This window comes from Nonomuraea guangzhouensis, assembly GCF_019396345.1.
GTDB lineage: Bacteria > Actinomycetota > Actinomycetes > Streptosporangiales > Streptosporangiaceae > Nonomuraea > Nonomuraea guangzhouensis.
Genome location: NZ_JAHKRM010000031.1, coordinates 52,795 through 65,652 on the forward strand (window position 1 = coordinate 52,795; position 12,858 = coordinate 65,652).

Sequence of the window (12,858 nt, forward strand, 5' to 3'; positions counted from 1 at the left end):
CCTAGCCGTTCCAGATCGCGATCACTGTGCCTCGGCAGCGGATGCCGCCCTGGCAGTGGATGTAGCCGCCGTTGCCGTAGGCGGCCTGTGCGGCGTCGACGTCGTCGAAGACGGTCCCGTCGATGTCCGAGCACGGTGGGCAGGTCGAAGGGTCGAGAACCTCGGTGGCGATGTATTCGGCGACCGGCGCTTCCCGCAGCACGGCGAACCGACCGGAGGCTTGCGCCTGCGATAGCGCGGCGCCGAGCTGGTCACGCAGGAACCGGTCCGACAGGCTGAGCAGGAACAGCACGACCGCGGCGGCTACTGCTGCAGCTGCCGCACCCGGCACGGCCAAGCGGAGCGCTTCCCGAGCTGCCGCACCGGCCAGCCAGGCGGCCAGCAGGGCGGCGATGACTGCGGCGACCGCGCCCAGTGCTTCCTCGTCGACAGGCGGTGGATCCACGTTGACGCCCTGGGAGTCGGCCTCGGCCGCCATCTGGTCGGCTGCCGTCCCGGCGAGCGCCACCATGGCCGTGGTGAGGAGCGCCGCCGCGGCGGCACTGTCGAGGCTCATCTCAGCGAGGGCTTGAAGGTCGTCGTCTTTGATGGCTTGCTCGATCTGGTTGGCGAGGTCGTCTCGCCAGTCGGTGGAGATGTCCTGCCAGTCGTCGAGCAGCTTGTCGAGTGCGTCCTGCCAGGTTTGGTGGATGGCGGCCGGGTCCATGCCGGAGTCGTTCTCGGCGAGCGTGAGCTGCCGTCGGACGCCCTCCTCGGTGGCTGCGGCGCGCGCCTGCCGTGCTCGGGCTGTACGGCGCCGCTTGCGCGCCTGAGCGGCTACCGGCTGCGGGTCGGCCTCCGGGACGGGAGGGGTCGGAAGCGCCGTCTGGGAGCGTTCAGGGAGCCGCCACATCTTGCGGACGTACGCCTCAAGCTCCGGGTCCGGGCTGATGGCGCCCGAGCGGATGAGCTGGTCGAGCGCTTCCGCCGTCACTTCCTGGCGGGAGCCGACATCCTGAACGACGATCTTCGGTGCGGGTTCGTCCTCGCCCCAGTTGTAATCAACCAGCTGGGTGACGATGCCGCTGAGCCCCGGCTGGCCGGAGGTGGCGGTGTCGGCGATCTCGTCGGCCACGGCCTGGAGCGACAGCAGGAACAGGTCGAGGAACGACTGACCGAGGGCACGAGATCCGTTGCTGGTGTCGCCCAAGTCCATGAGCCCGGCCAGGGCTGACCTGCTCATCTGCTGGTCGAGGTAGTGGATGAACGCCATCGCGTCCGGCGCCGACCCGGTCATGCCGGTGATGTTCAGCTTGAACCCGGCGGGTAGACCGACACCCGACTGATCGCCCACCCGCATCGCCGACGCGAGGCGCTGCGCCTCCGCCACCTGAGCCGGGGTTGAGCTGGCCGGCGCTTCGACGTTGGGGACACCCATACCGAAACGCCTGATCGACGTGGCGTTGACCCTCCACGTCTCATGCTTGAGCAGCCACGGCCCATAGCTCGCTCTCAGGATGGAGCGTCCGGCCCAGTTGGCGCCCTCACGCTCGTGTACGTACCACGCCAGGCGATCGGCGGGGATCGGCTTCGAAGCCGGGGCCACGTCCTGCTGAACGCTGGCGATGGTGCCGTCGCGGTTGAGGTTGATGGCGCCGATGGTGTGCGGCAGCCGCTCGCCGAGATTCACCAGCCGGGCGCGACCGTCGCGGATCTCGTAGCGGCGCTCGAACGGCATGAAGCCGAACGTGAGTGACTGCAAGGCGAGGCGGAGGTGGTCGGCCCAGCGCACGCCGCGCCGTCGCGCTGGGCCGGGCTCGGCGTCCGATCCGAGGATCGGCAGTCCGAGGTCGTCAGCGACGAGTTGGACGACCTCTTCGCGGCATCCCGCCGGGTCTATCGCCCACGTCGCACGCCTGATAGGCAGCGAGTAGGCGGCGAGGACGGCAGTGAGCTGCGGGTCGTGCCGCATCCTGGCGTACGTCTGGACGGACTGCGGCCAGATCAGGTCAGGGATCTGCTCCAGCATGTCGCCGAGCCACAACCCGTACACCTGATCCAGGTAGCCGATGTCCCTAGTGGGGGCGCTAATCGCCATCGACCGGCACCTTCTCCAACTCGTCAGCGACGCCGCGCAGGAGGTCAGCGATCCGGCGGCGGAGTTCGACGTGGTCGACCTCGACGGCGACGTTCCATCGACCTGCGGCGTCGCGCCCGATCGATCGGGGGGCAAGTGGCAGTTCGACCGTCCCGATCTCTCCCACGGTGGTACCGACGGCGAGAATGACGGGCAGGGTGGGCTTGGCCATGACGCTCACCCCGCTCTTCGGTTGTAGGTGTAGGTGCGGCGGGGTCGGAATCCCCCAAGCCGGGAATCGAATGATCAGACTGTGATCAGCTCGGTTTTACGCGGTTCCACACCCGCTCGTTGGCCGCGTGCACGTTCGTCCACAGGTTGTGGCGGTGGTCTTCGTCGGCTTCGGCCCAGTCGGCCCGGAGGCGGTCGACGGCGTGCACGAGCCGACGCACCTCGACGGGCAGATCGGCGATCTCAGCGGGCTCACCAGTTGCCGGAGCCTTGCGACGGAGGGTGTAGCCGTCCTTCAGCGTGTCGGCCACCGCGCGCAGGAAGCGTTCCAGCTCCGCCCACCGCTCATCGTCAGTGCCGAGCGCCTCCACAGTGCCAACGTCGTACGCCGTGTCGCCCACGGTCAACGTGACCCGTTGCACCGCCATGTCCGTCCCCGTTTCAGTAGTTGATCGACATCAAGTCGAGGCCCGAACCGCCGCCAGTGGCTGCCGCGTATGCCTGCTCGATCGCGCCGTCATCGCGGGATGCTCGGCGGGCGTCTACCTGCTCGGAGGACTCCATCGGCAGCCAGTGAGCGCCTGCCACCCGTGCCGCGTAGGCGACGACGTCAACGCAGTCGTCATGTGTCCCGTTGGGGAAGGCCAGCAGTTCGTCCCGCCAGTCGCCCCAGTCCGGGAACCGGTCTTCGGGCGGGAACCACAGCCGCGCCGAATCGGCCCGTGCTGTAGCTGGGAGCGCTCGGGTCACCTTGTCGGTATCGGCGTGAAGCTCTTGCACCGGCACGCCTGCACGACCCGCCTCGTACACGAGCGTCGTGCCGAACATGCGCGACTCAACGAACACCACGTCCGCCGACCAGCGTTCTCGCAACGCACGTACTGCGGGCCAGTGGCCGGCCGGGTCCATGCGTTCTCGCAGCCCGTCCAGCATGATGAGGTCGCCGTCCACACCAATCGCCCACACCGCCGCGGCGGTATAGTCCGCGCTGGTCTTCGTGCTGGCGGCCAGGTCGACGGTGAGGAACTTCCAGCAGTCCCGCAGATCCACAGTCCGGCCATCGAGCAGCAGTCGCTGGTCGATACTCTTCGCCCAGTGCCGCAGCCCGGCCCTCTTGAACAGCATGCCCGCGGCGGGGCGAGGCCGCTGCTGGTAGAGGGCGGCCCACACGTATTCGCCGACGTCCTGCCGGATCTGAGCCCAGTCACGCTCGCCCCGGGCCGATATCATCGGTTCGCCGATTCGGCGGCCCAGTGGATCGTCTGCGGCTTCCGCTACGGCGGGGATGTTGACGACGCGCCACCGGCCGCGGTCCTGCTTCAGCAGTCGTCCGGCGGGGTCGTCTTCGTGCCAGCGGGTGGTGACCAGCACTACCCGCGATCCCGGGCCGAGGCGGGGAACTGCGACGGCCTGCCAGAACCGCCATGCGCGTTCGCGGTAGGCGGCGGACTGCGCCTGTTCCAGATCTTTTAGCGGGTCGTCCCAGAGGAGAACGTCGACTGGCTTGCCTGCGAGAGCTCCGCCGACGCCGACACAGTAGACGCCGCCCTTGTGGCCGTTGATCTGCCAGCGGCCAGCGGCCCGGGAGTCGGCGCGGAGCCGGATGCCGAGGTCGATGGTGTCGTCGTCGCCGTTGAACGTCTGAGCGTCGAGCTTGATGTCGGCGCCCCAGCGGCGGGCGATCTCGTCGGCGTAGGAGACGATGGCGATCCGCAGGCCGGGGTCGTTGACGAGCAGCCACTCGGCGAATCGATGTGAGATACGGCTGCTTTTCCCCTCCTGAGGGGGCATGAAGACCATGAGCCGGTCGCTGTCGCCGTCAGCCAGAGCGACGAGCTCCCGATCGATGACGTCCAGGGCCGGAGTCTGGACGGTGGTCGGGTCGAGTGCGGTTGCCAGGTCGCCCGGCGTGGCCCAGCGGCGCGGTCGTGGCAGGAAATGCTGGGCTGCGATCTCCCATGGCGACAGCGCGACGACCGTCATGGGGTGCCGACGGTGAGCAGCCCGGACCGGCGTACCGGCCGGCGCCCGGCCACTGTCACGCGGGACCACACCACGTACTCGCCCGGGGTCAGGACAACCGCTGTTCCCGCACCGATTAGGATGGTCGCTTCGTCACCCGCCCAGGTGGCCGCGATGTAGTCCGCGTCCCCCGGTTCTCCGTTGGATACCGGCACGATGGCGATCTCGACGGGCTGGCCGATCGCGTCGGCACCCCATCGCACGAACACGTCCTCTTTGGAGGAAGCCGGCAGGTACGCCATCAGGACCTCCCCGTGTGCGGCGGTCCAGTCGTCCATCCGAGGCTTGGTGGGCCCGACTCTGTCCGACTGACACGGACTGGAGTGCCTGGCCAGGCGAGCCGGGGAGGACCGACGTCCAAGTCGAGCGCTTCGACGTCAGACAGGCTCATGGCGGCAGACAGGACAAACGTCGAGCGGCCAGCCACGGACGCGACGCGGCTAATGGTGAAGACTGCGGCCAACGCCAGGCGAGACTGCCCGGTCACGGTGGTGATGCGGGCGGCCTGTGTGTGCGAGGCGAGGGCTGCCAGGCCGCTGCCCGTGGCGGCGGCCCGGTGGACGGTAGCCGCGCGACCGGTCAGGGCAGTCGTGCAGGAGCATTGCGCGCCTGCCGTACGCCGTGCTGTGCCCGTCCCTGCAATGACCGCCCGCGCCGCTCCTGAAGCCTGTGACGCCTTCGTGGCGGAGCTTGAACCGGCGAGCACCAGTCCGGAACCAGCAGTAACCGCCCGGATGATGGCCTGCGACCGCCTCGACCACAGCAGGAGAGACGGCAGACCGGACACTGGGGCCCGCTTCGCGGTGGTGGCGACCGAGGTGGCCCCGAGTCCCCCGACCGATGCCGCGCGAGCGGTCTTCGCGGCCGAAGTGCGGGCCGCTGCCGCGAGCCGCGAGTACGCGGTGACCGCAACGATGTTGCCGAGCGTGGCCGTCGAAAGCAGGGCGAGCGGTGCACGAGCCTGCCCGGATGCCGTCTTCACGGCGGAAACTCGGCTGGCTACGGTGAGCGGTGCCCGGCCGGCGGCTACACCGACGTGACTCGCGGCAACCGTAGAGGCCAGGGCGAGCGCGTTGCGGGCGGCTGACACTGCTGTCTTGACTGCCCCCGACCGTCCGGCAAGGGCGAGATTCCCAGCGGCGATCGAGGCAGCCGTCTTGCGTCCGGTTGCGGTCGCCGCGGCTGTCAAGGCAGATGCGCCGAGCAGAGGGGCTCGTTTACGAGCGGTCGCGGTCGAGCCGGCCACCGCAGCGGCCTGCCCTGCTACGAGACCGCTCTTGCGCGCGGTGGCTGTCGAGCTTGCCGCCGTAGCTGCTGAACCGGATGCAGTGGACACCTTTCGTGCCGAGGCCGACCCGGTCGAGAGGAGGCTTGCGGTCGCCGTGACGACCGCGACCTTGCGGGCTACGGTCTGGCCCGCGAGGGCGGCGGCAGCCGTACCGACTACCGAGGAGGTCGGCGTGCCCGCCTTGCTCGGCGGTAGAGGTCTACGGCGCCGAAGCTCAAAGGTCGGATCCGGCGCGAACAGGGGCACGCGAGCCTCCTACAGTTCGCGCACCCAGACGGTGCCGCTCATGGTGGCGTCATCCGCGAGAGCAGTGATCAGGCGCACGCACAGCAGGTCCGCTTCTGCCGTCTTCGGCCGCATGATCTCGGGATACACCTCAGGCAGACCAGCGCGGATGTTGAACGTGTCGGCAACCAGCGTGAGTGCCGTGCCCGCGCTTGCCGGGGTTGAGCTGACGGTTTTGGCCGTGAAACTCGCCGCGCCGTCGCTCGCGTCCAGAGGGCGCGGTGTGGTGGAGGTGCCGTTGCCTGTGGTGGTGTTGCCGCGGACGATCGCGTACTCGACCATCTCCTCGGCCGCGTCCCCGATCTCGCTCTTGTTGCCCAGCTTGAGGGCGACGATTTCGATCGGCTTGCCCGCCGCAGCGTCAAGCTCGAAGAAGTCGTAGTCGCCGGACGCGGCGGCGATGGTCGCCGCCTGGAAGGTCACCGTATAGACGCCGCGTTGGGCTGCCATGAACGCCTCCTACATCTGGACGAGAGCACCGAGACGGGAACGGCGCAACGGTAGGGAGGCTGCGGTGGCGGCGGCCGGGGCGATCACGAGCGACAGCGTGGTGTAGTCGTTCGCTCCGCCGATCGAGCAGGTAGCCGTCCGAGTGCCGGTCGCCGCACCCGAACCGCCGACAAGGATCTCGGTGGCGAGGCTGGCGAATGCAAAACCTGCGAACGCGTCGCCCTGCTCCGTCATCCCGCCGGGCGGCGTGTACGAGGCTGACGCTCCTGTTGCGGCGAAGCCGCAGACGAGCAGCCCGTCGGCGACCGAAGGAGTGACAGACGGGGCGATGTGCGAGGTCTGATTGGGCCCGCCTTGACTCCACGTCGGCAGCACGTTGATCGGCGTGGACGTGTCGTGGCCGCCGATGGCCAGCATGACCACGACGGTGGTGTCCGGGTTGCCGAACGAGAACGACGACCCCTCGGAACCGTCGGCCGCCCTCTGCCACACCTTGCCGAAGCAGGAGCCGGACCCGCTGTAGGTAGTGCCCGCCTGCGTGAAACCGGACGCGCCGGTCATCCCGGCCGTGTTTCCGAAGACGTCGGTGAAGTGTGCGGCCACCAGCAAATCCCCGGCTGTGGTTCCGGCCGGCTTGGTCACCACGGTGGGGTTGCCGGTGCTAGCGGTCGACGAGGACCGGACGAAGATAGCCATCGCGCCGCCCCCGCGGCTAGATGCCGGTGGCGTCCAGCACGAGAGCGCCGATCGCCACCGTGATTTGGCCCTGGCTCGCGAACGTCTCGGGGATGACCTTCTGGAAGAACCCTTCGCCGCCAGCCACGGCGGTGATGTCCACCGCAGCGCCGCCGGAGGTGAGCGACACCTTGAAGCTGTTCGTGGTCGAGCTAACCACGAAGTACACGGTGCCCTCCGTCAGCCCGGTCGGCAGCGACTCAGCGAAGACGTTGAACAGCTGGAGCCGGTCGCCATCGGCCAGACCGTGCGCGACGGAGAACAAAGCATCATTCGTCAACGTGGTGTCGACGGAGAAGAAGCCCTTCACAGTGCCGTTGATGGGCGCGTAGCCGAGGAAGTTGTTCGAGTTCGTCGACACGTGGTTGAAGAACAACAGGAACCCATACGTCCCGGCCGGCACGTCGAAAGTGAGCGCACCGCTGTTCGCCTTCTGGCCGCTGGCCGCAGCCCCCCACGTGACCGCCTGCCGGGCGTAGGCAGGAGAACCGCCCGTGGCCTCGGTGCCCCCATAGTTGGCGCCCGTTCCGGGATCCGTCAAGTTGCCAACCCCGATGTGCGTTATCGCGCCCGAGACGGACTCGTCCAAGCCGTCCAGCGCCTTGTTCTTGCCGAGGTCATTGAACGGCATGGGCCACCTCCGAGGCGGTCATCTGTCGCGGGCTCAGGTGATGTGCAGGTCGTACGGTCCGAGGACGGGGATCTCGGGAGCGGCGGTGATCTTCACCCAGATCCCGTAGGTGAGCCCCTTCGTCAGGACGAGCGCGGTGGCCGGCCCGATGAGGACAGCGGCGTCTGTGCCGATCCACTGCGCGGACTGCCAGTCGCCGCCGGTGGGGTCCTGGCCAGCCGGGACGATCGCCATCTGCACCGTGAGCGAGGTGAGGTTGGACGGTCCGTCAACCGGCACCTTGACGTACTCGACCGACAGGCTGGGGATCTTCAATGCCGTCATCCGCACCCCTCAGGTCAGGTGGTGGGTGGACGTGCGGACCAGCCACGTGCGAGGTCACCCGCCGACCAGAAACGCTGCAGCTCGCGCGCTGCCCATCCGCGTCGGGGTGTGCCAGGGATAACGGTGATGTCCTGCAGCACGAGGACGGCCAGCACGTCGACGGCCGACACGCTCTCGCTCAGCGGCTTCGGGACGATCTCTGACGCCGCCAACGCGTCGGCTGCCGACACGTTGTCGTCCAGTCCGGCCGTCGCGGCAACGGCCAGCGCGTCAACGCCCGCGACCGGATCGTCCAGGAGCGGTGTTACCAGCGTGGTCAGATCGTCGGTCCCGGTCGCGGTCTCGACGAGGTCGATCGGGACGCCGCCGCCCACATCGTCGGCGCCGACGACGGTGTCGGTGAGAACGGCGGACGCTTGGACGGTCAGATCATCTACGGCGGTGACAGTCTCGGTGAGACTGGTGTCCGCCGAGGCCTGAAGGGCGTCGGATAGGGATCCGGTTTCGACCAGGGTGGCGTCTGCTGTGACGGTGACATCGTCTGCAGCCGAGCCGGCCTCGGTCAGGTCTTTCGTAGTCGACCCGGACGTGACAGTCACCGTGACGCCGCGGCGGGTTGTCGGCGACGTCGTGATCGTGAAGTTCTGCGTACCTGTCGCGGAACCGGAGGAGAGGACCTTGTACGCGGCGGACACGTAGACGAACTGGCGGGAGCCGATGTCGGCGAACTCGGTGTAGGTGCCGGGGGCTGTGAGCGACTCAGATGTGCCGAGAGCGCCTGACGCGGAAACGAACCTGACGTCGAGATCAGTCGTTCCGGCGGGGGTGGTGGACGGGGTTTGGATTGTGGTTCCCGAGCCGCCCGTGCCAGTGGCGAAGACCGGCGTGTTCGAACTACCGTCCTGGATGGCGATCATCGTCGCGGCGGCGTCAGCACCGGAGTCCTGGTTGAAGGTGTAGGACGACGGCTCGCTGCCGCCCGCTACCTTCCAGTACAGCTTCCCGGGGTTCGTCCCGTCCACGCCAGCGGTGGTCAGCGTGCTCCATGCGGTGCCGGCCGCGGAGACGGACATGCTCGTGAGGGCGCCGATGTCTGCGGAGTGCCAGGCGAGCAGCAGGTCGCCGGACACCGTGCCTGAGGGTTTGGTGCACGAAAACGATGCGCCGGCGCCGCCTTGGCTCGCTTGGGATGTGCCGCGTACGGATGGCATTGGCTACCTCCGGGCGCAGGCAGCGTCCATGATCATTTAGGAGAATGTGCAGGTTGCTGTAGCCGCCCAGGTTTGGCCGGCCACCTTCGTGCCCTGAGCGATCGACGTCTTGTGGTTGAACAAGGTGGCGTTGACGGTGGCGCTACTGGTGACGGTGGGCGTACCGATGTCGATCCCGAATTCGTTCCAAGCGAAGTTTCCGTCGGCGGTGCCGAGGGTCGCCTTCAGCGTGAGCACTCCGGCGCTGACCTGCGGATAGGTGGCGTCCATAATTTGGAACCAGCGGTTGGCGGAGCCGGCGGAGGCCGACAGGTTGGTGTCGCCGACTGCTGCGGCGGGGCTGGTGGCGTTCCCGACGCCGATCCGGGCGCTGGTGTTGGTGATGGCCTGCCCGCCGCCGGCGGTCAGAAGCGAGGTGAGGCGGGTGAGTCCGGCGGTGGTGACAAGGTTTCCGTGGACTTCGGTCGTCTCGTAGGGCAGGACGCCGAGTCGAGCGAAATCGGCCGCGGACGGGGCAGCGAGGCAGGCGCGGCGCTGTACCCAGGTGGTCTGGTCGGCGTCGAACTTGTCGATCAGCCAGTGAGTGGTGGCGCGTGCGAGCTCGACGGCGGGCATGGGGCACACTCCTGGCAGTCGATCGAACGGGTGTACGAGAATGGCCTGATGGAGCCGACTAGGGTGGACCTGCACAACTGGCCGCACGACTGCGGCGCGGGCGGTTGGGTGATGCCGCACGGCGACCCCATCGACCGGTGGGAAGTGATCCGCGTCCACGCCCGCTACGTGGCGCCCAGAGTCGAGGCCGGCACCGTGGATGAGCAGGGCCGCCGGTTGAAGATGCGCTTCGAGGCGCACGCTTATCTCGTCGACCTGGACGGCTCATTCTCGGGGCTGCCCGATTACGAGCGGGTGCTGCTGCATCAGGAGCCGCCGGGCAACTGCTGGTACATCAAGGCCGTCGACGACGACTATCTGGAGCGGATCGACCGGTACAAAGTCGGCTAGGCGGCGTCCTGGAAGCGGGCGCGCAGGTCGGCCCGTAGTTGGTCGCGCAGTTCTGGCGTGGCGGGGATGTCGTCGCCACGGGCGATGCAGCCATCAATGGTGGCGAGGTCGCGGTAGTCGTAGAAGACGACCCGGTCCACGGTGCCGAGCTGGCGGGCCTGGTAGCGGCGGGCCCACTGCCGGATGGTGATGGGGCTTCTGCCGAGCTGGGCGGCGGCGGCTTTCGCCGTGATCGGATCAGGGTCGGGGTCCACGCTCACCCCCTGAAACGCGTGATGCCCTCGCGCGCATGTGGCGTGAGGGCATTCGTGTTCTGTCCGCAGGAAGTGTTACACAGAGGGACAGAGTTCTTCAACTCGGCGTCACACCGACCCACTCGGCGACCGTCAGCAGCATCGCCGACCTGGGGATATGGATCGGCAACAGGTGGGGGACGACGAGCACGCCGTCGGCGACGGGGTGCACGTCGCAGGGCAGCGTCTCAACGTCACACATGACACTCATCATCCCAGAAGTCACGGGAGTGTCACATCGGTCACGGTTGCTGGGTCTTCCACGAGTCGGCCAGCAGGAGCGCGATCACCACCGTCCCGATCGTGTTGAACATCGCGAGCGCGGCGCTGACCGGCCCCACCCACAGCGGATCGTTCGGCGTCCCACCCCATGCGCCCGTCAGCAGGTAGACGCCGACCGCCTGGCTGGCGACCATCAAGGCGACGAACGCCGCGCTCTTGCCCAGCACGCTGGCCCAGCTCGGGAAGTCGGTCACGGCTTCCATCTCTCTTGGTAGTCGTCGTGGTCGGCGTACTCCTGGGCGCGTAGGCGGCATGCCAGCTCAAGGGCCTCCCTGCGGCCTTCCTCGTAGCCAGTCTCTCGAAAGCCGCCTTGGACACGTAGCGCGTCGGCGTACTCGTCCACCAGTCTTCGGCCAGTCTCGACTGCACGGAGCACGCGGGCCGAGTCGAACCGGTCATGATGCGCCAGATCAGCATCCCCGCATTCATGCCAGCAGTCGACACCGGCGTACTGAGATGTCTGCTCGTCCTCGTCGAACTGTGCGCGTAGGAACGCGATCAGGTCATCCACGCCCAACCTCCATCGTGGTCACGGCCCTTCGCTCAGGTCGAACAGCGTGTCGTACGGGTCCGGCTTCGCGTCCACGCGCAGCCAGTCGGGAAGTTGGTCGCGCGTCTGGTGCTGTGCGCGGTAGACGTCGGCGGCGTCGTCCGCGCACAGGTCGATCCAGTCGCCCGGCTTCATGTCTCGGCCCGCGAAACGGCCGTGCTCACGGGCGATGAACGCGGTCTTGGCCCGCTTGTCGCAGGTGGGCCGGATGCAGTCGTGGATCTCGTCGCGGACGCGGTGGTCGATCCGCTGGGCGTCGTTCATCTGGTGCTCAACTCCTCATCGGCAAGGCTCGCGAGAAGCGCGGCGGCGGCCGACAGTTCCCTCAACTGGTCAGGATCCATCTTCGCAAGCGAGTCACCCGCCCGCTCCAGGTCGCCCCGGTACGCCCACCCGAGCGCGGCCTGCCCGACGAGGATGCCGTTGGCGTGCCGCATCGTGCCGTAGAGGCGGGCGAGGCCCTCGTTGAACTCTGACGCCCAGTTGGGATGGTCGGCGGTCACCGCTCTTGATCCTCTTTGAACGCGTCGGCCGTCCACTTCACCGCCTCCGCCACGATCGCCGCGTTCCCCGCCACCGTCATCACCGCCAGCGGTTTCCCGGCCTCGTCCTCGATGCGCAGCGCCGCTTTGAACCCCGGAAAGGCGGCGATCACCGCCGTCTCCTGCTCCACAATCGACCCTCCTCGCTGTGAAAGCTGCCCGTTGACCTGGTCGAACAAGTCCACAAGGTCGGTCATGCGTGCGCCTCCTGCTGCTCGTGGTCGTGCTCGTCCGCCTGCCGGGCGTACTCGTCGTCGTGCTCCCGCTGAGTCAACAGCCGACCGCAGGACTCGCACTCGTAGTAGCCGTCGTCCTTCCTGCGCACCTGCCGGTCGGAGCAGCGGGGGCAGCAGATCGGCGAGCGGGCGTTCGCCGGTTCGGTCTTCCCCATCGCCCTCAGTGTGCGCTGCCACTTGAGCACGGCCAGGCCGAACGTCACCGACCCCGGATGCAGGAGGATGTCGCCGATCTGGCCGCACAGCCAGGCGGCGGACACCATGCGGGCGTGCGCGCCCCTCCCCCGCTGAGTACGTGGAGGGTAGCCGCGAGCGGCCCTCCACTGGTCTTCCGTCTCCACGAGCGTCCCGAACAAGTCGTCCAACGTCTCGACGATCGCCTTGTGGTCGCGGGCACGCTGCCCGTTCGGGCCCGCGATGGCAGCACCCCGGTAGCCGTCCACGTTCGCGGCCACCACCGCGGCATCGTCATCGAGCCGGCGCAGCGCGCCCTCGATCATGCGGGCGCACCGCGAACACCAGACCGGGTCCCCGATCGTGACCGGCGTCTCCGGCTGCACGGGAGCGGCAGGTCGTTCAGGCCGGTCATCGCCAGGCAGCGCCAGCCACGCTTCCATGTCTGCGGCATGCCGGTCGTTAGCCTGGTCGTAGCCTTCCCAGTCGTCACGCGCCGCGTTGTTGCACCGGCCTGGACAAGCATGCGGATGGATCGGCATC

General features: G+C 68.1%; 20 protein-coding genes. 1 reads left to right on the top strand and 19 read right to left on the bottom strand.

Annotation, left to right across the window (positions count from 1 at the left end):
- Window position 1 precedes the first annotated feature (1 nt).
- The 11 genes from KME78_RS47545 to KME78_RS47595 form a co-directional block, all read right to left on the bottom strand.
- Window positions 2–2,077: a phage portal protein family protein gene (locus tag KME78_RS47545; RefSeq protein WP_219536586.1), complete on the bottom strand. Its 2,076-nt coding sequence runs from the start codon at window positions 2,075–2,077 to the stop codon at window positions 2–4.
- Window positions 2,067–2,288: a hypothetical protein gene (locus KME78_RS47550; RefSeq protein ID WP_219536587.1), complete on the bottom strand. Its 222-nt coding sequence runs from the start codon at window positions 2,286–2,288 to the stop codon at window positions 2,067–2,069. Before KME78_RS47550 ends, KME78_RS47545 begins: the two co-directional genes overlap by 11 nt.
- Window positions 2,289–2,373: 85 nt before the next feature.
- Entirely contained in the window at window positions 2,374–2,715 is a 342-nt protein-coding gene (locus KME78_RS47555) for a hypothetical protein (protein ID WP_219536588.1), read from the bottom strand.
- Window positions 2,716–2,728: 13 nt separating this feature from the next.
- Complete coding sequence (gene terL, locus KME78_RS47560; protein ID WP_219536589.1) at window positions 2,729–4,270, bottom strand: phage terminase large subunit; 1,542 nt, start codon at window positions 4,268–4,270, stop codon at window positions 2,729–2,731.
- Window positions 4,267–4,587 (bottom strand): hypothetical protein, encoded by a 321-nt coding sequence (locus KME78_RS47565; RefSeq protein WP_219536590.1) that lies wholly within the window; start codon window positions 4,585–4,587, stop codon window positions 4,267–4,269. Before KME78_RS47565 ends, terL begins: the two co-directional genes overlap by 4 nt.
- 1,265 nt (window positions 4,588–5,852) lie before the next feature.
- Window positions 5,853–6,332: a hypothetical protein gene (locus KME78_RS47570; RefSeq protein WP_219536591.1), complete on the bottom strand. Its 480-nt coding sequence runs from the start codon at window positions 6,330–6,332 to the stop codon at window positions 5,853–5,855.
- A 9-nt stretch (window positions 6,333–6,341) separates the two neighbouring features.
- Window positions 6,342–7,028 carry a hypothetical protein gene (locus KME78_RS47575; RefSeq protein WP_219536592.1) on the bottom strand — a complete coding sequence of 229 codons (687 nt, stop codon included), beginning with the start codon at window positions 7,026–7,028 and terminating at the stop codon, window positions 6,342–6,344.
- Window positions 7,029–7,044: 16 nt separating this feature from the next.
- Complete coding sequence (locus tag KME78_RS47580) at window positions 7,045–7,698, bottom strand: hypothetical protein (RefSeq protein ID WP_219536593.1); 654 nt, start codon at window positions 7,696–7,698, stop codon at window positions 7,045–7,047.
- A 33-nt stretch (window positions 7,699–7,731) separates the two neighbouring features.
- Entirely contained in the window at window positions 7,732–8,022 is a 291-nt protein-coding gene (locus KME78_RS47585; protein ID WP_219536594.1) for a hypothetical protein, read from the bottom strand.
- A 14-nt stretch (window positions 8,023–8,036) separates the two neighbouring features.
- Window positions 8,037–9,152: a hypothetical protein gene (locus KME78_RS47590; RefSeq protein WP_219536595.1), complete on the bottom strand. Its 1,116-nt coding sequence runs from the start codon at window positions 9,150–9,152 to the stop codon at window positions 8,037–8,039.
- Window positions 9,153–9,269: 117 nt separating this feature from the next.
- Complete coding sequence (locus KME78_RS47595; protein ID WP_219536596.1) at window positions 9,270–9,848, bottom strand: hypothetical protein; 579 nt, start codon at window positions 9,846–9,848, stop codon at window positions 9,270–9,272.
- A 48-nt stretch (window positions 9,849–9,896) separates the two neighbouring features.
- Here KME78_RS47595 and KME78_RS47600 point away from each other — a divergent pair, with 48 nt between their 5' ends.
- Window positions 9,897–10,238, top strand: coding sequence for a hypothetical protein (locus tag KME78_RS47600; RefSeq protein WP_219536597.1), 342 nt, complete (start codon window positions 9,897–9,899; stop codon window positions 10,236–10,238).
- Here the strand turns inward: KME78_RS47600 and KME78_RS47605 are convergent.
- The 8 genes from KME78_RS47605 to KME78_RS47640 form a co-directional block, all read right to left on the bottom strand.
- Window positions 10,235–10,492 (bottom strand): hypothetical protein, encoded by a 258-nt coding sequence (locus KME78_RS47605; RefSeq protein ID WP_219536598.1) that lies wholly within the window; start codon window positions 10,490–10,492, stop codon window positions 10,235–10,237. The genes KME78_RS47600 and KME78_RS47605 overlap by 4 nt on opposite strands.
- Window positions 10,493–10,589: 97 nt before the next feature.
- Window positions 10,590–10,733, bottom strand: coding sequence for a hypothetical protein (locus KME78_RS47610; RefSeq protein WP_219536599.1), 144 nt, complete (start codon window positions 10,731–10,733; stop codon window positions 10,590–10,592).
- A gap of 40 nt (window positions 10,734–10,773) precedes the next feature.
- Entirely contained in the window at window positions 10,774–11,007 is a 234-nt protein-coding gene (locus KME78_RS47615) for a hypothetical protein (RefSeq protein WP_219536600.1), read from the bottom strand.
- A complete protein-coding gene (locus KME78_RS47620) occupies window positions 11,004–11,324 on the bottom strand; it encodes a DUF6221 family protein (protein WP_219536601.1) in 321 nt (106 codons plus the stop codon). Before KME78_RS47620 ends, KME78_RS47615 begins: the two co-directional genes overlap by 4 nt.
- An 18-nt stretch (window positions 11,325–11,342) precedes the next feature.
- Window positions 11,343–11,627 (bottom strand): hypothetical protein, encoded by a 285-nt coding sequence (locus KME78_RS47625; protein ID WP_219536602.1) that lies wholly within the window; start codon window positions 11,625–11,627, stop codon window positions 11,343–11,345.
- Window positions 11,624–11,866: a hypothetical protein gene (locus tag KME78_RS47630; RefSeq protein WP_219536603.1), complete on the bottom strand. Its 243-nt coding sequence runs from the start codon at window positions 11,864–11,866 to the stop codon at window positions 11,624–11,626. The genes KME78_RS47625 and KME78_RS47630 overlap by 4 nt, the downstream gene beginning before the upstream one ends.
- On the bottom strand, window positions 11,863–12,102 hold the full coding sequence (locus tag KME78_RS47635) for a hypothetical protein (protein ID WP_219536604.1): 240 nt from the start codon (window positions 12,100–12,102) through the stop codon (window positions 11,863–11,865). Before KME78_RS47635 ends, KME78_RS47630 begins: the two co-directional genes overlap by 4 nt.
- Window positions 12,099–12,758: a hypothetical protein gene (locus KME78_RS47640; protein WP_219536605.1), complete on the bottom strand. Its 660-nt coding sequence runs from the start codon at window positions 12,756–12,758 to the stop codon at window positions 12,099–12,101. The genes KME78_RS47635 and KME78_RS47640 overlap by 4 nt, the downstream gene beginning before the upstream one ends.
- Window positions 12,759–12,858: the final 100 nt, after the last annotated feature.

Coding starts and splice junctions, on each gene's coding strand:
- KME78_RS47545 (WP_219536586.1), bottom strand. CDS start 2,077: ATGGCGATTAGCGCCCCCACTAGGGACATCGGCTACCTGGATCAGGTG.
- KME78_RS47550 (WP_219536587.1), bottom strand. CDS start 2,288: ATGGCCAAGCCCACCCTGCCCGTCATTCTCGCCGTCGGTACCACCGTG.
- KME78_RS47555 (WP_219536588.1), bottom strand. CDS start 2,715: ATGGCGGTGCAACGGGTCACGTTGACCGTGGGCGACACGGCGTACGAC.
- terL (WP_219536589.1), bottom strand. CDS start 4,270: ATGACGGTCGTCGCGCTGTCGCCATGGGAGATCGCAGCCCAGCATTTC.
- KME78_RS47565 (WP_219536590.1), bottom strand. CDS start 4,587: ATGGACGACTGGACCGCCGCACACGGGGAGGTCCTGATGGCGTACCTG.
- KME78_RS47570 (WP_219536591.1), bottom strand. CDS start 6,332: ATGGCAGCCCAACGCGGCGTCTATACGGTGACCTTCCAGGCGGCGACC.
- KME78_RS47575 (WP_219536592.1), bottom strand. CDS start 7,028: ATGGCTATCTTCGTCCGGTCCTCGTCGACCGCTAGCACCGGCAACCCC.
- KME78_RS47580 (WP_219536593.1), bottom strand. CDS start 7,698: ATGCCGTTCAATGACCTCGGCAAGAACAAGGCGCTGGACGGCTTGGAC.
- KME78_RS47585 (WP_219536594.1), bottom strand. CDS start 8,022: ATGACGGCATTGAAGATCCCCAGCCTGTCGGTCGAGTACGTCAAGGTG.
- KME78_RS47595 (WP_219536596.1), bottom strand. CDS start 9,848: ATGCCCGCCGTCGAGCTCGCACGCGCCACCACTCACTGGCTGATCGAC.
- KME78_RS47600 (WP_219536597.1), top strand. CDS start 9,897: ATGGAGCCGACTAGGGTGGACCTGCACAACTGGCCGCACGACTGCGGC.
- KME78_RS47610 (WP_219536599.1), bottom strand. CDS start 10,733: ATGTGTGACGTTGAGACGCTGCCCTGCGACGTGCACCCCGTCGCCGAC.
- KME78_RS47625 (WP_219536602.1), bottom strand. CDS start 11,627: ATGAACGACGCCCAGCGGATCGACCACCGCGTCCGCGACGAGATCCAC.
- KME78_RS47635 (WP_219536604.1), bottom strand. CDS start 12,102: ATGACCGACCTTGTGGACTTGTTCGACCAGGTCAACGGGCAGCTTTCA.
- KME78_RS47640 (WP_219536605.1), bottom strand. CDS start 12,758: ATGGAAGCGTGGCTGGCGCTGCCTGGCGATGACCGGCCTGAACGACCT.